The 20,175-nt window shown below is 30.5% G+C and carries 16 protein-coding genes; 8 read left to right on the forward strand and 8 right to left on the reverse strand.

Annotated features, from left to right (window positions below; all coding sequences use genetic code 4):
• Window positions 1-61 precede the first annotated feature (61 nt).
• A complete protein-coding gene (locus MAGA_RS02270; RefSeq protein WP_013022071.1) occupies window positions 62-793 on the forward strand; it encodes a DNA-processing protein DprA in 732 nt (243 codons plus the stop codon).
• Here MAGA_RS02270 and MAGA_RS02275 read toward each other — a convergent pair.
• Complete coding sequence (locus MAGA_RS02275) at window positions 780-1,616, reverse strand: HAD-IIB family hydrolase (protein ID WP_013022072.1); 837 nt, start codon at window positions 1,614-1,616, stop codon at window positions 780-782. The genes MAGA_RS02270 and MAGA_RS02275 overlap by 14 nt on opposite strands.
• A gap of 92 nt (window positions 1,617-1,708) precedes the next feature.
• Between MAGA_RS02275 and MAGA_RS02280 the strand changes: the two genes are divergently transcribed.
• The gene (locus MAGA_RS02280) at window positions 1,709-3,061 is read left to right on the forward strand and encodes a YitT family protein (protein ID WP_013022073.1); all 1,353 of its coding nucleotides are present in this window, start codon (window positions 1,709-1,711) and stop codon (window positions 3,059-3,061) included.
• A 45-nt stretch (window positions 3,062-3,106) separates the two neighbouring features.
• Here MAGA_RS02280 and MAGA_RS02285 read toward each other — a convergent pair whose 3' ends face one another.
• The 5 genes from MAGA_RS02285 to MAGA_RS02305 all read right to left on the reverse strand — a co-directional run bounded on the left by MAGA_RS02285 (window position 3,107) and on the right by MAGA_RS02305 (window position 9,768).
• The gene (locus MAGA_RS02285) at window positions 3,107-6,094 is read right to left on the reverse strand and encodes an AAA family ATPase (RefSeq protein WP_013022074.1); all 2,988 of its coding nucleotides are present in this window, start codon (window positions 6,092-6,094) and stop codon (window positions 3,107-3,109) included.
• Between the two features lie 66 nt (window positions 6,095-6,160).
• On the reverse strand, window positions 6,161-6,853 hold the full coding sequence (rnc, locus tag MAGA_RS02290; RefSeq protein WP_226876345.1) for a ribonuclease III: 693 nt from the start codon (window positions 6,851-6,853) through the stop codon (window positions 6,161-6,163).
• Window positions 6,834-7,838: a phosphate acyltransferase PlsX gene (plsX, locus tag MAGA_RS02295; protein WP_013022076.1), complete on the reverse strand. Its 1,005-nt coding sequence runs from the start codon at window positions 7,836-7,838 to the stop codon at window positions 6,834-6,836. The genes rnc and plsX overlap by 20 nt, the downstream gene beginning before the upstream one ends.
• Before the next feature lie 6 nt (window positions 7,839-7,844).
• Window positions 7,845-9,491, reverse strand: coding sequence for a DAK2 domain-containing protein (locus MAGA_RS02300; protein WP_013022077.1), 1,647 nt, complete (start codon window positions 9,489-9,491; stop codon window positions 7,845-7,847).
• Window positions 9,484-9,768 carry a hypothetical protein gene (locus tag MAGA_RS02305; RefSeq protein WP_013022078.1) on the reverse strand — a complete coding sequence of 95 codons (285 nt, stop codon included), beginning with the start codon at window positions 9,766-9,768 and terminating at the stop codon, window positions 9,484-9,486. The genes MAGA_RS02300 and MAGA_RS02305 overlap by 8 nt, the downstream gene beginning before the upstream one ends.
• A 183-nt stretch (window positions 9,769-9,951) precedes the next feature.
• Here MAGA_RS02305 and recO point away from each other — a divergent pair, with 183 nt between their 5' ends.
• The 6 genes from recO (at window position 9,952) to MAGA_RS02335 (ending at window position 16,879) form a co-directional block, all read left to right on the forward strand.
• Complete coding sequence (recO, locus tag MAGA_RS02310; RefSeq protein ID WP_013022079.1) at window positions 9,952-10,695, forward strand: DNA repair protein RecO; 744 nt, start codon at window positions 9,952-9,954, stop codon at window positions 10,693-10,695.
• 114 nt (window positions 10,696-10,809) lie between these two features.
• Window positions 10,810-11,778, forward strand: coding sequence for a DHH family phosphoesterase (locus tag MAGA_RS02315; RefSeq protein WP_013022080.1), 969 nt, complete (start codon window positions 10,810-10,812; stop codon window positions 11,776-11,778).
• Window positions 11,779-11,792: 14 nt separating this feature from the next.
• Window positions 11,793-12,779 (forward strand): DHH family phosphoesterase, encoded by a 987-nt coding sequence (locus MAGA_RS02320; RefSeq protein WP_013022081.1) that lies wholly within the window; start codon window positions 11,793-11,795, stop codon window positions 12,777-12,779.
• A gap of 139 nt (window positions 12,780-12,918) precedes the next feature.
• Window positions 12,919-14,304 (forward strand): HAD family acid phosphatase, encoded by a 1,386-nt coding sequence (locus MAGA_RS02325; RefSeq protein ID WP_013022082.1) that lies wholly within the window; start codon window positions 12,919-12,921, stop codon window positions 14,302-14,304.
• Window positions 14,305-14,577: 273 nt separating this feature from the next.
• Complete coding sequence (gene glpK, locus MAGA_RS02330; RefSeq protein ID WP_013022083.1) at window positions 14,578-16,086, forward strand: glycerol kinase GlpK; 1,509 nt, start codon at window positions 14,578-14,580, stop codon at window positions 16,084-16,086.
• Between the two features lie 7 nt (window positions 16,087-16,093).
• Window positions 16,094-16,879, forward strand: a complete 786-nt coding sequence (locus MAGA_RS02335) for an MIP/aquaporin family protein (protein ID WP_013022084.1) — start codon at window positions 16,094-16,096, stop codon at window positions 16,877-16,879.
• Window positions 16,880-16,970: 91 nt separating this feature from the next.
• On the opposite strand, the gene aspS is transcribed toward MAGA_RS02335, so the two are convergent.
• Window positions 16,971-18,674 (reverse strand): aspartate--tRNA ligase, encoded by a 1,704-nt coding sequence (aspS, locus tag MAGA_RS02340; protein WP_013022085.1) that lies wholly within the window; start codon window positions 18,672-18,674, stop codon window positions 16,971-16,973.
• Window positions 18,675-18,750: 76 nt separating this feature from the next.
• Window positions 18,751-20,082, reverse strand: a complete 1,332-nt coding sequence (gene hisS, locus MAGA_RS02345) for a histidine--tRNA ligase (RefSeq protein ID WP_013022086.1) — start codon at window positions 20,080-20,082, stop codon at window positions 18,751-18,753.
• Window positions 20,083-20,175: the final 93 nt, after the last annotated feature.

Genomic DNA, 20,175 nt, shown 5'->3' on the forward strand with positions numbered 1-20,175 from the left:
TTTTTGTTTTCTTATTAAAAAGCAAAAATCTTAATGTAGGAGAGATCAAAAAGGAGAAAAAATGAATGATTTATTAGTTTACTTTTCGATTTTGTTTAAAGGAAATAACTTTGAAATTTATAAAGCACTTAAAAACGGATATAAGGTTGATAAATATAAAGTTGATGAAGAGATAAATAAATTAAAAGAAAGCGGCATTAAAACTATTACAATTTTTGATACTAACTATCCGCAAGGATTAAAAGAATTAAAATATTCCCCATTTGTTTTGTTTTATAAAGGGAATATTGAACTACTTAATAAAAATATAGTTTGTGCTACTGGCGATGTAGCTAATGAATTTGTTTTACATAATGTTGCACAAACATGTAATGAATTAGCCAAAAACACCGTTTTATTGACTAATAACTTCAAAAACATTGATCAAAATATTATTGAAATATTTAATAACAATAAACAAGGAATCATATTTTTACTAGCTAACGGTATATCTTATAATTGCCCTGATGTAGATTTTAGTAAAGACTTATGTATCACTTTTATACCACCTGATTTGCATCCAAAACTTAGATACTTTAAAGAAAGAAATGTTGTAGCTTCAGCACTAGCAAATAATTTAATTATATTTAGTAGCAAGCGAAATTCAGGACTAATTAACTTAGCTAATTGTTTTGCAAATTTAGGCAAAAATGTTTACTGCTATCCAGGATTAACATATGATGATGGTAATACTTACTTAATTAAATCAGGAGCAAGTTTAATAACACATTTAGCAGAAGTTAACTACTTTTAATTATTTCTTCTAATTTTATGCCAATTGCTTCTGAATTATAGTGCCCTATAATTTCAGTAGCTACTGCCTTAGCATCATCTGTTGCATTCTCCATTGCAAAACTATAATGAGCATTTTGCAATATTTCTACATCATTACTTGAATCGCCAAAAGCATAAATTGTGCAATCATGCAAGTTATATATTTTCATAAATTCTTTTAGGCCATTTCACTTTGAAATTCCTAAAGGATTAACATCAGTGTATATTCTATTAGTTAAATAGACAGAGTACTTATCTTTATATAAATTACTAAAGTGTTTTGTTGTTTTGGCAGCTATTTCGTTTGGATTTCTTATTGCAACTTGTGTAATTATTGAATCTGAATCGCTTGCTACTTTTGACATTGTTTCATAATCAGAAAACTTAATGTGCGCAAAATCCATAATATCTTGCTTCATAATTCATTCTGGAAAATTGCCATCAGCATCTTTATTTACATATGTAGCAGTAAAATCAGCTGTATCAAGTGAAATTATTAAATTATTCTTGTAAGCATATTCAAACATTTTTTCAAAAACATCAGATTCTAATCTGCCTACAACAATATGTTTTTTGTTTTTTACATCATAAATTAATGCACCGTTTGAGCATATAAAATAGTCTATTCCGTCAAATTCATCTAACAAAGGTAGCACTTTTAAAAGGCCTCTTCCAGTGTTTAAAATATTAATACCACCTTTTTTGTGAACATCGTGAAATGCTTTTTTAGTTACAGGATGAACCTTATTGTTACTCATTAATAATGTGCCATCTAAGTCATATGAAAAAATCTTTTTCTTCATTCTACTCTCCTTGCAAAAGTGCCAAAAATGTTGCTAATAATTTAATAATTGTAATTCAATTTTTTAAAATATTTTTTATAATTTTTCATACTATGAGTAGCCCTGTGACTAATTTAAAAATACTTAAAAGAAAAAAATTATTAAGAAAACTACATAGCGAAAATGTCAATAACCTAAAATTAATTGAATTAGATAAAGAAGATATTGACTTAAGAAAATATTTTGGTGATGACTTAATGGCTAACTTAAGAATGGCCAATTACTCATATTATTCAGATAGCGCAAATAAAAGAAAAAAGAATGTGAGGAAAAGGACAGCTATTTTATACGCTAAAAGAGTGTTTTTCCTTTTCATCGCTGCTTTAATCTTTAACTTTGGTGTTATTGCATTTTTAAACAGAGGTGATACGCTTCCTAGTGGTTTATCAGGCTTTCCAATGCTAGCTGTGCTTATTGCTAAGGATAAGGGTTACCGTGACTGAGATAAATACTTTGCCTTAATGTTTATTTTGATTAACCTGCCCCTTTTGATAGGCTTTGGTTTCAAGGTAAAGCGGAGTTTTACTATATTAACTGCTGTGTTTATGATTTCTCAGTTAATTACTAACGCAATATTTACTTCAATTCCACAGGTTCATAATTTTATACATAATTACATTAATATTGCTCCTGGTTGACATAAGCTAGTTGAATTTCGGGATAAAGCAGGCAATATTATAGGAACATATGAAAATGCAAGCAGTTGGCCGATAATAATAAATGGTTTCCTTGGATCAATATGTGCCGGAACATCGATTGCTATTGCCTGAAAAAATGGCGGTTCAACTGGCGGTACTGACATTATTGCTTATTATTTCTCAACTAAAAAACAAAAAAGTGTTGCAGGAATGATGTTTACTGTAAATATTATCGCAACTTCATTCTTCTTACTTGTTTTTGGTATTGCTGCAAAACATAAAGAAGCCGTTGACTTAGGTGTTATATCATCAAGCAGTAGTGTTGAAAATGTTTTAGAGCAACCTAATTCAATAATAATCACATTAAAAGATGGTTTTAACATTAATTCAATTAAAAAATATGTATCACATAGAACAATTTTTGGATTAAGAGAATTTTCAACTATTCTATACATTATTTTTAACAACATTGTGCTAGGCTTAATGTATCCAAAATACAAAAAAGTAACTCTTTCTATTGCAACTAAATGTCCTGATGCTATCTTGAATTACTTTAAGCATATTAAGTACTGACATGCATATACAATTTTTAAAGGAATTAGTGGTTACTCACAAGAAGAAACATACTTTATTGAAACTACTTTATTAACGCTAGAAAGCAAAAACATTATTTCAGATATTAAAGTTATTGATCCAAAAGCATGGATTTCAATAAGGCCTGTTGAGCAAGTTAAAGGCGCCTTTAACACCAAATATGTTGAAGAGTAAAAAACTTACAAGACTGTTTTATAGCCTTGTAAGTTTTTTAATGATCTAATTTTGTGCTTTAGCTGCTCTTGCTGAAATGTAGTCTTCTTGAACATCATCAACTAATTTCTTAGCTTCAGCTAACTCTAAACTAAAGAATGTTGTTACACCTCTATTTTGCATTGTTGCGCCAAATAAGGCATCAACCCTAGACATTGTTCCATGTCTGTGCGTAATTACTAAAAATTGAGTTTTGTTTTTCAATTTTTGTAAATATTCTGCATACCTTACAACGTTTGACTCGTCTAAAGCGGCTTCAACCTCATCTAAAATACATAAAGGAAGTGGGCGAGCTTTAAGAATTCCAAATAATAAAGATATAGCGATTAGTGACTTTTCACCGCCTGAAAATAGCTTAAGATTTTTAATACTTTTGCCAGGTGGCATAGCCTCAATTTCAACACCTGATTCTAAAATATTTTTAGGATCTGAGAAGAATAATCTAGCGCTTCCGCCCCCAAACATTGTGGCAAAAACATCGTTAAATTCAGCATTAACATCGTGAACAATATTAGTTAATCTTGTGATAATAATCTTGTCCATTTGGGCAATAGCCGATTCTAAAACTTGTTTTGCTTGCGTTAATTCTTCTTCGCTTTTTACAAATTTGTTGTATCTTTCTTCTTCTTCAACTAATTGTTCTAATGCTTCCAGGTTAACATTGCCTAGTTTATTAATTTCTTCTCTTATTTCTCTAACAATTTCAGTTGCTTGATCATAAGACATTTCTAATTTATAGCCTTGTGCTTCAGCCGATTCTAATGTTAACTTATATTGTGATGCTAATCTTTCACGTGATTGTTCCAAAAATACTTTAGATTTTTCTTTTTCAGAAAGCTTTTCTGAAAATGATTCTAAAAGCTTTCTTAAAGTAGATTCAAAGTCACTTTTTAGTACTTGTCCTGAATTAATTTCTTGGGCTAGAGCATTAATTCTTTCGTTTTTAGCTCTAAAATCAGCTTCAAGTGCACTTTTTCTAGAAGATAAAACTTCTAAATCAGCTTCAGAACTGTGAATGCTGATGCTTTCGGTTTTTATTTCTAATTCTTTGTTGCTAATATTTTTGAGTTTTAAATTTAGCTCATCAAGTATTTTTTGCTCAGCACTTTTTTGCGTAATAATATTTGCTAATTGATTTTTTAGCTGGCTTTCTAACTCTAAACAAATTCTTCTTTCATTGCTAATTTCATTATGCTTAGATCTATCATCGGTTATAGCGATCTGAATACCAGGAATAAGTGATTCTAGTTCACTTATTTTTAAATCAATAGTTAATAATGTTTCAGTATTTGACTTAGCCCCACCAACTATTACACCACCTGCACGAATTATGTCACCATCTAATGTGACAATCATATATCTGTTGTCTAAAATTTTTGAAATATGGTTAGCATGATGAATTGTTTCAGTAACTATAACATTACCTAATAAAAATTGTGAAAGAATAAGATAAATTGGCTCAACTTCTACTAATTCAGAAGCTACGGCAATAAAACCAGGCTGACCTTGAATAGCCAAAAGATGATCATCTCTAACGCTTTTAGGATGAATAGATGCAAGAGGAATAAATGTAGCTCTTCCGCCATTATTTTGCTTTAAAAACTCAACTGCTTTCACAGCAACTTCCGGTTTATCAACTACTAAGTGTTGTAAAGCATTTGCTAAAACTGCTTCGATTGCCCGTGAATATTCTTTGTTGACTTTAATTAAATCAGCAACAGTTCCTTTTAAGCCTTTGCCAAAAATGGCTTTGTTTTCTAAAATGGTTTTTGTACCTTTATATAAAAGTGTGTTGCCTTCTTTTTGTTGTTTAAGCAAGTTTAGGTGAGTTTGTATTTTGAAAATATCATTTTCTTTTTTAGTTAGTCTGATGTTTATAAAGTTGAGCTCTTTGTCATGAGTGTCTAAAATTTCACTGTTATCTGAAATTCTTTTGTTAATTAAGTCATATTCTCTATTGTAGTAAGCAACTCTTTGTGCTGATTTTTCAATTAATGTTTTATAAGCATTAATTTGTTCAGTGGTATCAACTTTTAACTCGCCCTCAACAATTAATCTTTCACGTTCATTTTCTCTAGCTATAGCTATTGAAAGGTTGTTAAGTCTGTCTTTAACCGCTTCTAGCTCAATTGAAATTTCTTTTTGAGAAGCTTCAAGATTGGTTTTGAATTCAATATTTTGGCTAATTTTAGCTTCTAAATTCTTTATTCTTTCATTCAAGTCATTTTTAGTTTCTTGAACACCTTCTAATTCAACAGAAAGTTCATCATATCTTGAACCAAATCTTTTGATATTATCTACTAATAAGCCAACTTCAACAGATCTTAACTCTTCAGTTTTTGCAATAAATATTTTTGCTTTTTCAGCTTGCTTTCTTAATGGATTAAGCTTTCTTTCGATTTCAGCTATAACTAAGGCAATTTGGTCAAGTCCTTCTTGAGTTTTAGCTAGCTTTGATAAAGCTTCTTTTTTTCTAAATTTATACTTAGAAACACCAGCTGCTTCTTCAAAAATTCCTTTTCTTTCTTCAGCAGATGCTTCAGCAATATCACTAACTGTACCTTGTGAAATAATAGCTAAACTGCTCTTGCCAATTCCACTTTCCATTGCAATTTCTTTAATATCTTTTTGTCTGCAAACTTCACCATTAAGATAGTATTGGTTAATGCCTGAGCCTCTTTCTAAAACACGAGAAATTGTAATAGTTTCATGATTAATGCTGCTTTGACCATCTTTATTATCAAAAGTAAGTGTAACTACAGCTTTATCCATAGGCTTTGCAGTCTTAGAACCAGCGAAAATTACATCATCCATGTTATCGCCCCGAAGCTCTTTAGCACTTCTTTCGCCTAAAACTCATTTAATAGCATCATTAATATTTGACTTTCCTGAACCATTAGGCCCGACAATACCTGCAACCCCACCATTAAAATGCAAAGTTATAGGTTCAGCAAATGATTTGAATCCGTGAGCTTCCACTTTAATTAATTTCATTTTACACCTCTTGCAATTTTTAAAATTTTGCTCTTAGTAAATTTTAATAAAAAAAGACTAAAAATGCTATGGTTTAGACATTATTAATTTATTTAATGCATCATTAGCAGCATTTTCTTCAGCTTCATGTTTACTTTTTCCAACACCAGAACCATAAACATTACCTTCATAAATAGCTTCTGCTTTAAATAAATTATTTTCACTTTGGTATGTTTGATAAAAAACAGTTTTTTTGCTAAATGATTGCATGTACTCTTGCAGTCTTGTTTTTGAATCTTTAAGCTCAATTTTGCCTTCTTTATATTGCTTAACTAAAGGCAATAATGTTTTGTCTAAAAATTCTTTAACTTTTGGCAATCCTTGGTCTAAAAATATAGCAGCAACTAATGATTCAAAAATATCAGCACCCACTTTTTTTGAACTAAGCACTTCAGTGGCAACAACGTTGCTTGAGAGTACTAAAAAGTCTTTAAGCTTAAGCAAATCAGCAATTTGGTTAAGTGAATCAGTGCACACTAATTTTGATCTTATTAAGGTAAGCTGTCCTTGATTTTTGTCTTTAAAGGAATTAAAAAGTATTGCAGATACATAGAACTGCAATATTGCATCACCTAAAAACTCTAATGTTTGATAATTTTTGCCCTTTGAATTAGCTACAGATGAGCCGTGTGTAAAAGCTTGTCTATAAACAGCTAAGCTTACTGGCTTAATATTAAAATTATTTAAAAAACTTTCAATGCTATTCATGTGGCTTGTCATTTAGTTCCTTTTTGATAGCTTCTAGAACATTATTTTTTATAACTAATTTAATTTGATTTAGTGCTCCTAAGTATGCTTTAGAGTCACTATTGCCGTGACATTTTATGCTTAGTTCATTAAGTCCAATTAACCATGCAGCTCCAACATTTCTATAGTCTAATGTTTCAGCTACATCTTGAAAGGCGCCTTTAAGGAATAAATAGCCAAATTTTCTTATTGGCTTAGCCATAATTTTGTCTTTAAGTAAGTTTTTGAAGCTTAAAATTGCGCCTTCTAGACTTTTAAGCACTAAATTTCCGCCATAGCCATCAATAACAGCTACATCAGCAACCCCATCTAATAAATATCTTGGTTCACTGTAGCCTATATAGTTTATGAATTTATTATCCTTTAACTCTTTAGCAGCTTCTTTTACTATTTCTAATCCTTTATAATCCTCAGTTCCAATATTGATTAATGAAACTCTAGGATTAACAATGTTTAGTAAAGTACGTGCATAAACATTAGCAATTTTAGCTCATTCAATTAAGTATTCAGACTTGCATTCAATGTTAGCACCAACATCTAAAAGTAAAAACTTACGTCCAACAACTGTAGGCATAAGTGGCATAAATGCAGAACGGCTAACTCCTTGCAATCTTTTTAATTTAAAGGTAGCACAAGCTAAATATGTTCCAGAATCACCACTAGAAATTACAGCATCGGCTTTGCCTTGTGCAACAAGGTCAATAGCATCATTCATTGATGTATTTTCTCTTAGTGATTTATGAAAGTTTTTAACATCAGAAGGCACATTTGGATTATTAATTATTTTTAATGAATTAGGAATATTTTCAATTAACTTTAGCTCATTATTAATTAAAGCTTCATCACCAACTAAAATAATTTCATAATTATTATTTTCTTTTAAAAACTGACAACTGGCCTTAACTGCAGCAGCTACGCCATTGTCATTTCCGTTTACATCAAAAGCTATTCTATACATATTCTCTTACTCAAATCCTATTAAAAAATGATAATTAGGTTGATTGCCATTTATAACTTCAACTTCGCAGTCATAATATCTATTGATATAGTCAACTAATTCAATTGCATCAGGCTCTGAAGCGTCATTGCCATAATAAATGGTAATAACTTCTGTTTCATCATTAGCAGCTTTTTTAATTAAATGTTTGGCAGCTTCTAAATATGAAGTCTTGCATGAAATTATTTTGCCATCTAAAATGCTAATAAAGTTATCTTTTTTGATCTTTACACCATTAAAAGTTGTGTCACGAACTGCCATTGTAACTTCGCCAGTTCTTACCATTTTCATAACTTCTTTCATTAGCTCATTGTTTTCGTCGCTATTTGAATTGCTATTAAAAGCTATGATGGCATTAATTCCTTGAATTTGCGTTCTAGTAGGTATTATGTGAACATTTTTATCAAAAATTCCAGAAGCAGCTTGCTCAGCAGCTAGGAAAATATTAGGGTTATTTGGAAGCACAAATACATCTTTAGCATCAACTGACTTAATAGCTTCTAAAATATCAGTCACAGAAGGATTTTGAGTCTGACCGCATTCAATAATTGCATCAGCACCTAATTCTTTCATTTTGTCAATAAAACCTGAACCAAGGTTACATGAGACAATTCCACATTTTTTATTGCCTTGCGAAACTACATCATTAATTACCACACTGTTGTTTCTGTTTGCTCTTGAATTTTCAGCTTGCAGTGTCATGTTTTCTGACTTAATTTTTATAAATTCGCCATGTTTTTGGCCAAAATTAAGCATATCGCCTGGCTTTAAAGTATGACCGTGCACTTTAATTAATTCAGCATCTTGCACAATAACAAGTGAATTAGCAAACTTAGAAATATGTTTTTCAAAAGCTGTTTTATCAAATTCATCAGGTTTATTTAATTCAATAATAAATTCAGTGCAGTAGCCAAATTCGCCTTTATAAACTTCATCAGAGCTAATAAATTTATCAATTGATTGCTCAACTTGTTGAATTTCAACAGGATTACCAACTACATAGCTGTGCATCCCTGTAATAAACGAAACTAAACCTTCGCCCCCTGAATCAACTACACCAACTTCACGTAAAACCTTTAGTAAGTTAGGAGTGTTATCACAAGCAACTCTTGAATAATTCTTCGCCATTTCAAAGAAATGTTCAAGAGTTGTTTCTTCATTTACATGTTTAGCTAGCTGTTCAGTTGTTTCACGTATTACTGTAAGAATTGTGCCTTCTACAGGTTTAAGAACAGATTCATAAGCTCTTTTAGTAGCGCTTTGAAACCCTTTAACTAATTCTAAAACTGTTACTTCATTTTTATCAGCAAAATAGTTAGCAAATCCTTTAAAAATTTGGCTTAATATGACACCAGAGTTTCCACGAGCACCAAGTAGCATGTTTTTAGACACAACTGCAGAAACTTCAGCAAGATTAGTAGTATTTTCTAAACTTTTAAGCGCTTTAGCTGCTGCTTCAGCTGTATTAGACATGTTAGTTCCAGTATCACCATCAGGAACAGGGAAAACATTAAGTGCGTCAATTCTATTTTTGTTGTTAATTAAATTATTTGCACCAGAAATAATTAAATTTGAATAAATTGTGCCATCAATAGCCTTAGCGTTCTTAATCATTTATCAACTCTCCTATGAATAAATTAATTTTGCCAACTTTTTGACCTTTTTTAATAAGCTTATACTTTAACAAATTACTTATATTTTTCACTAATTCTTTTGCGCTTGTGTTTTTTAGTATCTTGATTGATGCGCTAAAATTCCATATATCTTTATCACTTTCATGCACATTAAAATCTGCAATATGATCTGTGGTGCCTTCTTCTAAATCTAATCTTACACCGGGTGTTGATTCTAAAATTTCTATAAAAATCTTTTCAACTTCATTGTTTGTCATTTAAAGCCCTACCTTTGCAATGCAGTCTGGAATTTTAATTTAGTATTTATATGATAATGTAGATAAAATTATATTATTATTAAAATTAAAACAAAATTTAAAATTATCAATATTAAAATATATACTAAGAATCAAAATTCAAATCTAAATTTAAATTAAATTTGCTAGGTGTTTTAGACTATTATGGCAGAAAAAGTTGAAAAAGTTATTGTTTTAAAAATTGAAGATTACTTACAAAATGAAAATGCAGCATTAGTGACTGTTTTAGGCACTAATGGTGTTTTTAAACTCTTTGCGCCTGGAGTTGCTAAAACAATTTCTAAAAATAGGCAAAACTTACAGATTGGTTCAATTTGCGAAATAGACTATTTTAAAGCAAGATTCGTAAATAAATTTAGCAAACTTAAAAAAGCATCTTTGCTCATTATGCCTCATTATGAAGATAATTTGGTACTTAAATTTATTTCCAAAATGATGCTTTATTTAGAAAATTATAGTAGCAATTCTAAAGAAGTTTTTGATGCATATGAAGAGTGCTTACTTAAGTATGATTATTATGTAAAAAATGGCTTTGAAGATATTGAAACTAAAGGAAATCCGCTTAGATATATGATTACCTACTTAGTATCAAAATCCCTTAAATACAATGGGATTCAGCCAAATCATCACAGATGTATTAGTTGCAACTCACCAGCTAATTTAGTTGATTTTAAATTTTCAGAGGGTGGTTTTATTTGCGGTCAGTGCACTGAAAACCAAAGATGAACAAAAGAACTTAAGTCACTTTATTTTTTATTTAATAGTTTAGACAAATACATTCTAATGAGCAATAAAGCAATTAATGACATTATTTATAATGAAATAATTAACCATTTAATTAAAAACGGAATTTATATTAATTGAGAAATATTAAAATTTAACAAATAAGTCTATAAAACAGCCATTTTGTGCAATGCTAGTGGCTGTTTTGTTTTTTTAAAAAAACCTATTAAAGATAAATAATTTATAATTATAGAAATATAAATTTTATTAGGAGGCAAAATGAAAATAGGTAATGCAAAAGTGGCTATTGATGCCATAGAAAAGTACAAAAATATAATCATTTTTCACCACATTCGCCCTGATGGCGACTGTTTAGGATCACAGGCTGGGCTAGCTGAATTAATTAGAACTAACTATCCTGAAAAAAAGGTTTATACAGTTGGAGATAATGTAGGTGTATTTGACTTTATGAACTATAAATATGATCCAATTGAAACAATTGACTTTACAGACTCTCTTGGCATTGTAGTCGATGCTTCTAGTTCAAATAGAATTGAGTGTGCTGAATTATTATTAGATAAAAAATTTACTGCTGCCTTAAGAATAGATCATCATCCTAATGATAGCGACATTGAATATAAATATTTATGAGTAGATGAGCGTTATGTTGCTGCTGCTGAAATGATTACAAAAATTGCTTATGAAGCTAACTGAATAGTTACCAAAAAAGCTGCAGAGCATGTATTTTTAGGCATAGTGACAGACAGCGGCAGATTCTTATATCCAGATACTTCAGCAAGAACACATCAATTAGTTTCATTTTTATATGAAAAATGTGGCCTAGAACCTAAATTCATTTTTAATGAACTAAGCAAAAGAACAATGGATGATATCAAATTCTCTGGCGAAATACTTTCAAATTTTAAAAAACAAGGCAGAGTTTTATATTACGAAGTTACTAATGAAGTGTTAGATAAATTTAGCCTAGACAGCCTTAAAGCAGCCACATTCGTCAATGAATTAGCCGATATTGAAAATAATTCATGCTGAGCTTTCTTTATCCAGCTTGAAGATGGCAAGATTAGAGGCCGTCTTCGTTCAAATGGGCCTTTGGTTAATAAAGTGGCAAATAAATACAGTGGTGGCGGCCATGATAATGCTGCTGGCATTACATTAACAAAATGAAGCCAAGTTAATGATGTAATTAATGATTTAAACCAAGCAATTGTTGAATGAGAGGCAAAGTAAGTATGGCTAAGCATATGGAAATAGGCTCATTTAATGATGCTAAAAATTTAATTGAAAAATATGATTCAATCATTATTTTTCATCACACACGCCCTGATGGTGACTGCTTAGGTAGTCAATTTGGCCTAAGAGAATTAATAAAAGATAACTATCCTAATAAAAAAGTTTATGCAATTGGTAATAACAATGGTTCATTTTCATTTTTAAACTTTAACTTTGACAATGAGCCAAGTGATGAATTACTAGCAAAATCACTAGGAGTAATTGTTGATGCTAACTTCAAAGAAAGAATTTATTTGCGTCAATATTTAGACAAAAATTTATTTGCCGAAACACTAAGAATCGACCATCATCCTAATGATGATGATTTAGATAAGTGTACTAGATGAGTTGAATCATCTAGAATAGCAGCAGCTGAAATGATTGCCGAATTAGCCTATAAATCAGGTTGAAAAGTTAGTCCTAAGGCAGCTGAATATATCTTTTTAGGTATGGTAACTGACAGCGGAAGGTTTCAATTTTCCGATACATCAGCAAGAACACATGAACTAGCAGCCTTTTTATACAAAACTGGCTTTGATGCAGACAAAGTGTTTACTGGTTTAGCTCAAACTGATTTACAAGATATTAAACTAACTAATAAAATTTATGAAAATCTTAAAACAGTTGGCAAAGTTGCTTACACTACACTAACTTATGATGAAACAATTAAGCTAGGTAAAACTCCTAACCAAGCTTGTAGGCCAAATTCTATTTCTAATCTAAAAGGATATCCATTTTGAGTATTTTTCAACGAAGAAGAAAATGGAAAAATTAGAGTAGAATACCGTTCAAATGGCCCATGTGTAAGAAATGTTGCAGTTAAATGAGGCGGAGGCGGTCATGAAAGAGCTTCAGGATCAATCCTTGATTCATTTGATTTAGTACCTGAAGTAATTAAAGACTGCAATGCTGAAGTTGAAAGATGAGAAAAATTTGGCAACGAAGACCAAGTTAAATAAAAAATAAGTGGACTGTTCCACTTTTTTTAGCTAAAAATTCCACTATTAAAAGGCCAAATTGTTATTTTGTATAATTTTATTACACACAAAAATGTTTTTAAAAAAATAGAAAAACAGATCCTATAAGGAGTTATTAACTATGATTAATAAAAGATTTTTAAAAGGTATTTTAATTGGCTCAGCACCTGTTATTTTATTACCAACAATAGCTGCTACATGTCAAGATCCAGCTACAAAAAATGACAATTCAAATAGCAGCCAAAATGGCAAAATTGATGGCGTGATTGCTTCACTAAAAACAACTTGAAACACACTAAAAGATAATGAAAAAGAAAATGCAATTAAATCACTTGCAAAGGCTATGAAAAGCGATGTTAAATTGACTGAAGACCAAATACACTTCTTAATTAGCCAATTAAATAAAGATGTTGGAACCTTTGGTGCAGTTGTTTGATACATTACTTCAGTTGAATCGCTTATTGGTAAAGTACAATCATATGAATTTGCTAAATTAGCATTTAATAAATTGAAAGAATCTAATAAAGATAAGTTTGATTTTGGTAAGAAATTTGAAGCATCAACAAGCAAAATTGATGTAGAAAACAACAAAAGCCTACCAGTAGTATTTATGGACATAGATGAAACCGTGCTTCAAAATGACCTAACTGAAGCGTCTGCAATGATTAATGGTGGCTACAGCGGAACTGAAAAAGAGAAAAATGATCTTAAAGATAACAGATTTGCAATTCCAGGTGCAGTTGAATTTATAAACTATGTACATGAAAATGGTGGTTTAGTATTTTATAACTCAGATATGAACCAATCAACAGCAGTTAGAGATGCTGTAAAAGAAAATCTTAAAAAAGTTGGTGTTAAATTTGTTCAAGATTTCCAATTCTGAATGCGTGGCTCAATGCCTTATAAAGCCGAAAATGAAAGTGAAATTAGCGATGAAAACACAAAGGGAATGTCAGATGATGAACTTAAAAAAATAGCTGATAGATTAAAATTTACAACTAATTATAGAGAGCAACCTTGAATTACATGAACTAATTCATCTGCAGCTTACAGACTTGGCAAAAAGGTCTATAAAACAGACAGAATGGAAGCAATGGACAAAAATAAAGATGGCTTCAAATTAATGGGTGATAAAAAAGTTCCATTGAAAACCATAATGAAAATCGGCGATAACTATAACGACTTTTTTGACAGAATTTCCAAGGGTAAAACTAATAGTGAAAGAGTTAATTCATTCAGAGATAAAAACCTAGAAATTAATAAATACTTCAATATTGAAGGCGCTGATGTTAAACATACTGTCAAAAAAGATAATAAATATACTTTGGAAAAAGTAGATAATCCTTGAAAACAAGTTTATGTTCTTATCCCTGGTAATGCTGAATATGGTGGCTGATTGGATAAACTTGGTTATGGCAATGTTTATAACCTATATGAAGAAATTTTAAAAATTGTTAAAAACAGTAAATACCAAGAAGGCCCAAAGCCAGAAAATAATGTTATTTAAAGACTAAATAGAGCACTTGCTCTATTTTTGTTACTATAAAACAGACCTTTTGGTAAATTGGCATATTTAAATGTTACAAAATGTTTTATGTAAAACTTTTTCATAAAATTACATAAAAATGGCAATCTATATAATTTAGTTGTGCTTATTTAATTTATTTTAAGCATTAAATTTGAAAGGATAATTCAAACCAAGATAGTAGAAAATATTAATGTGATGCTTTAAGCAAAAAGTTTATATTCATACACATAAAACTCTAGGAGAATTAACTATATGGAAAAATACATATTAACTTTAGATGAAGGCACAACCAGTGCTAGAGCATTAATAGTTAATAAAAAAGGTGAAATTATTGCTGTTGAGCAAGCTGAATTCACACAACACTTTCCAAAAGAAGGATGAGTTGAACATGATGCAATTGAAATATGAAATACTCAGCGTTCAACATTAGTTCAGGTGCTTAATAAATCAAAAATTAGTCCTGAACAAATTGATTCTATTGGCATAACTAACCAAAGAGAGACAGTAGTTATCTGAAATAAAGAAACTGGATTACCTATTTATAATGCTATTGTTTGACAAGATCAAAGAACAGCTGAATATTGTCAGTCATTTACAAAAGAGCAAGTTGAATTAGTAAAAGAAAAGACTGGATTAATCATTAACCCTTATTTTTCAGGGACAAAAGTAAAATGAATATTAGATAATGTTCCTAATGCAAGAGAATTAGCAGCTGAAGGCAAATTAATGTTTGGAACTATTAATACATGGCTAATTTATAGACTTACTGGTGGAAAAGTCTTTGCGACAGACCACACTAATGCACAAAGAACTCTTTTATATAACATTTACACTAATGATTGAGATGATGAATTATTAAAATTATTCGACATTCCTAAAAACATACTTCCAGAAATTAAGTCTTGTAGTGAGGAATATGGTCTAACTTTCCCACACTTATTTTCAAGAGATAATGAAAGTCAAATTAGAATTACTTCATCAATAGGCGATCAACAAAGTGCACTATTTGGCCAGTTATGCTTAGAAAAAGGCCAATCAAAAATTACATACGGTACAGGTTGCTTCATACTTACTAATACAGGAGAATCAATTGTAAAATCTACACATGGATTACTAACAACAATTGCTTATTCATTCAAAGACAAAATCCATTATGCACTAGAAGGCTCAGTCATGATAGCTGGTGCAGCAGTACAATGGCTTAGAGACAATTTAAAAATTGTTTATAGTGCCTTAGAAACTGAATGATATGCAGGGCAAGTTAATGATGATAGAAGAGTTTATGTGGTGCCTTCATTTACAGGTTTAGGTTCTCCATACTGAGATTCATATTCACGTGGTGCAATTTTTGGCCTTGATAGAGGAACTAAAAGAGAGCATATTGTTAGAGCAACACTAGAAGCCATTGCCTACCAAGCTAATGATGTTGTTAGCGCTATGGGCAAGGATATGAATGATCCTGTTAAGTTATTTAAAGTTGACGGTGGTGCTTCAAATAATAAATTTATGATGCAATTTCAATCTAATATTTCACAATCAAAAGTAATTAAGCCAGTAAACATTGAAACTACTGCTATGGGAGCTGCTTTTATGGCTGGTTTAGCTACTGGTTACTGAAACAGCATTGATGAAATCAAACAAACATATAAAGTACATTTCGAAATTACTCCTGAAATTTCTACTAATGAAGCTAATAAATTAATTAAGGGTTGAGATGTTGCTGTAAAAAGAACATTTAACTGAACTAAGGATATAGAATAGGAAATTTATGCAAGTTTTACCAATTATTTTAACTGAATTATTTGGCACAGCTTTATTAATCCTTTTAGGTAATGGAGTTGTCGCCAATGTCTTATTAAAAGGCACAAAAGGCCAAAATGCTGGCTGAATTACTATAACTTTTGGTTGAGGTTTTGCAGTATTAGTTGCTGCCTTAATATCAGCAGGCCTTGGCGGTGTAGCACACCTTAATCCAGCAGTTACAATCATGTCAGCTATTGCTAAGCGTGACTGAGGATTTGAAGGAATTAGTCACACATTTTTACCTACATATGGTCTATTTATTATTGTATTAATAATGCAATTTATTGGTGCTGCACTTGGTTCATTTTTAGTAGACTTTTTATACTGAAAGCATGTTAAGGAAACAAGTAAAAATGAACCTGAAGAGTTTAAAAATAAATTTTTAGCTATGCACTCTACTGGTCCATCAAATAGAAATGTTATCTTTAACTTCAGCATGGAAGTTGTCGGCACATTAGTATTATTATTTGCTATTGTTGCAGTAGGACATTTTGTAACTATTCCATTTGTGCAACCTATAGTGGTAGGTTTAACTGTTGCAGTGATTGGTATATCACTAGGTGGTACAACAGGATATGCTATTAACCCAGCTAGAGACTTATCTCCTAGAATTGTTCACCAAATTATAAGAGTATCTAATAAGGGGAGCTCAGACTGACAATATTCTTGAATTCCAATTGTTGGTCCATTATTGGCATCTGTAGTTGTTGGTCTAATCGCTAGATTTGCACTGCAAACGGCTGCTTTCTAGTACTCTTGGGCAAAAAGCTTAAATTCATAAACAAAAAGTGACTTTCGATTCATAAGTCACTTTTTGTATTTTTTATGTGTGCTAGGTCCGCTTATTCTTTTATTAATTCTAGCCCTAATTCAGCTAACTGATCATTTGTTACATCACTAGGGGCATCCATTAAAAGATCTTGATTTTTTGAATTTTTAGGGAAAGGAATAACATCTCTAATTGATTTTTGTTTAGTTAAAAGCATTATTAATCTATCTAGACCAAAAGCAATTCCGCAGTGTGGAGGAACGCCATAATCAAAAGCCTTTAGAAATCATCCAAATTTTGACTCTTGCTGTGTTTTTGTTAAACCTATTAAATTAAACATTTTCTCTTGCATTTCTTTGTCATAAATTCTGGCACTTCCACCAGCAATTTCAAAACCATTAAGCACTAAGTCATATGCTACAGCATTAATTTTATCAATAGGTAATTTGTCCAATTCGTCTAAATTATGGGCGAATCTGGTAAAAGGATGATGAGCTGCATCTCATTTGTTTTCATCTTCATTAAATTCAAACATTGGCCAGTCCACTATTCATGCAAAACGATATTCATCTTTTGCATAATTAAACATATTATTTAACTCAACTCTAACAGCACCTAATGCTTGTGAAGCATTTTCATAGCTATTAGCAACAATAAAATATGTACCGTCTTTATTGTCATTTTCATTAATGAGTTTCTTAGCTTCCAAAGGAACTTTTTTAGCAAAGTTTGTTTGTGAAATTTCGCCATTTACTACTGTAAAATAGAACAATATGTTTGCTTTGTTTTTCTTAGCAATCTCTTCAAGAATACTAAATTCCTTTTTACTAATAACTGAATCAACAAAAAGCATTCTTTTACTTTTAGCATCTTTTATAATGACAAAATCAGTGTCGGCACAAAAGTTATCTATGTCAGTAATTTTATATTCATATCTTAAATCAGGTTTATCGCTGCCATAGTCTTTAATTGCATCAGCATACTTTATTTTTTGAAAAGGAATTTTTACATTAACTCCTGCTGAAAGCATTATTCTTTTAACTAATTTTTCAATAGTTTTATGAAAATCCTCAACCTTTAAAAATGAAGTTTCAATATCAAGTTGCACAAATTCAGGTTGACGATCCTTACGGCTATCTTCATCACGGTAGCATCTAGCAATTTGATAATATTTTTCAAATCCTGAAATCATTAACAATTGCTTGAATAATTGCGGACTTTGAGGTAGAGCCCAAAATTGTCCTTTGTTTCTTGTGCCAACTAAAAAATCACGTGCTCCTTCAGGGGTGCTTTTTGCTAAAGTAGGAGTTTCGATTTCAACAAAATCATTTTCGTAAAGAAAATTGCGAATTTCATGCATTACTTTTGCTCTAAACAAAATTGTTTTTTGCATCTCTGGACGGCGTAAGTCCAAGTAACGATATTTCAATTTTATCTCTTCTCTTACTTCAATATCATCTCTTATTGCAAAGGGTAATTCATTAACAGACTGAGATAAAATATTGTATTTTGAAACCTTTATTTCAATATCTCCAGTAGGAATTTCTCTGTTAGGATTAAGCCTTTTAATGACTAGCCCTTCAACATACATGACGCTTTCTTTTGTGACGTTAACGTCTTTTTCAAAGACACATTGGACAATTCCGTATCTGTCACGTAAGTCAATAAAAGTCAGTGGGCCAAATCTTCTTTTATTTGAAACTCAGCCATATAAATAAACTTTTTCACCTACATTTTTCTTAGTCAAAAGTCCATTCTTAATATATTTACTTTTCATAAGTTCCTTTGAATAATTTCTAAAAGTTTTCTTATTTTTTTACTAAAGTTAGAATAGTTTTAGTTTAATTTTTTAATTAATCATTATCAATTTCTGATGAATCATCTAATTGTTCAATAAAGTCCAGTATTTTTTCAAAATTATCTAAAGATTTTGGATTAAACTTAATTTTTTTATTAGTTTCAAAATCTTTTATAAAGCAGTGATTATTAGGATCTTTTTCATCATTTAGTATTAAAAATCTTGCTTTAATTTTTTGTGCTTTTTCATATATTTTTTTATTTTTTGCAAGCTCATAAACAAAATGAGTATTTAGATCTAATCCTCTTAAATAAGAAGCAATTGCAAATAATTCTTCTTTGCATTCATTAGAGCTTGTGCCAATTAAAACATCAATATTTTGTTCAACTAGCTCACTATATTCTTCGCCTTTTTGTAATTTTAGTAAATCTATCAACCTATCAATTCCTAGTCCTCAGCCAGCAGCACGTAAATCAGGGCCGCCAAGATCTTTAACTAAATTTGAATATCTTCCACCACCTATTATCGTAGCTTGTGAACCAGCATTTTTATCTAAAGACATAAATTCATACACTACTTCATCATAGTAGTCTAGTCCTCTAACTAGTGAATGATCAACCTCATATTTAATACCCAAAATATCTAAAAGATGCAATGTCTTTTTAAAGTGTTCTTCACTTTCAGAAGATAAATAATCTCTAAGCACTGGAGCATTTTTCATAAAAGGCTTTTGCGAATCAACTTTGTCATCTAAAATACGAAAAACATTGTTTTTAAGGCGTTCTTGACTTATTTCGGTTAGCTCATCTTTATAATTTTCTAAGTATTTTCTAAGATCTTCTTGGTATTTTTCTCTTGACTTATTATCACCAATTGAATTAATTTTTAGAACAAAATTAACATTTAATTCAGAAAGCAAATTGCTTGCCATTTGAATAAGTTCAGCATCTTGAAAGGCATTTAATTTACTACTTTTGCTATCAATTATTTCAGCTCCAGCTTGATAAAACTGTCTCATTCTACCTTTTTGTGGCTGCTCATATCTAAACATTGGCCCGTAATAAACAAATTTAGTAGTTGTTGGTCAAAACTCTTCATTAGTAACATATCATTTGTTTTCAATTAATGCTCTAATAAATCCCGCTGTACCTTCAGGTCTTAAGCTAAGTTTACGATCTCCTTTGTCAGTAAATTCATACATTTCTTTATTAACAATATCACTTCCTGCCACACTTCTTTTATATAAATCAGCCGATTCTAAAATTGGAGTTTCGATTAAATTAAAGCAATTTACTTCAGCAAGATGCAAAAATGCATCTAAAATTTCATTACGTATTTCAATGTCATTTGATTCATAATCTTTAGTGCCTTTTACCTTGTTAAACATAATTCTCCTTAGTAAATTAATAAATCCTATTCTGGTGCTAGAGTGTCTTAAAAAATATGAAATTTTTTTACTAAAATATATAGCTAAATGTAA

Origin of the sequence: Mycoplasmopsis agalactiae, assembly GCF_000089865.1 — a bacterium.
Taxonomy (GTDB): Bacteria; Bacillota_I; Bacilli_A; order Mycoplasmatales; family Metamycoplasmataceae; genus Mycoplasmopsis; species Mycoplasmopsis agalactiae_B.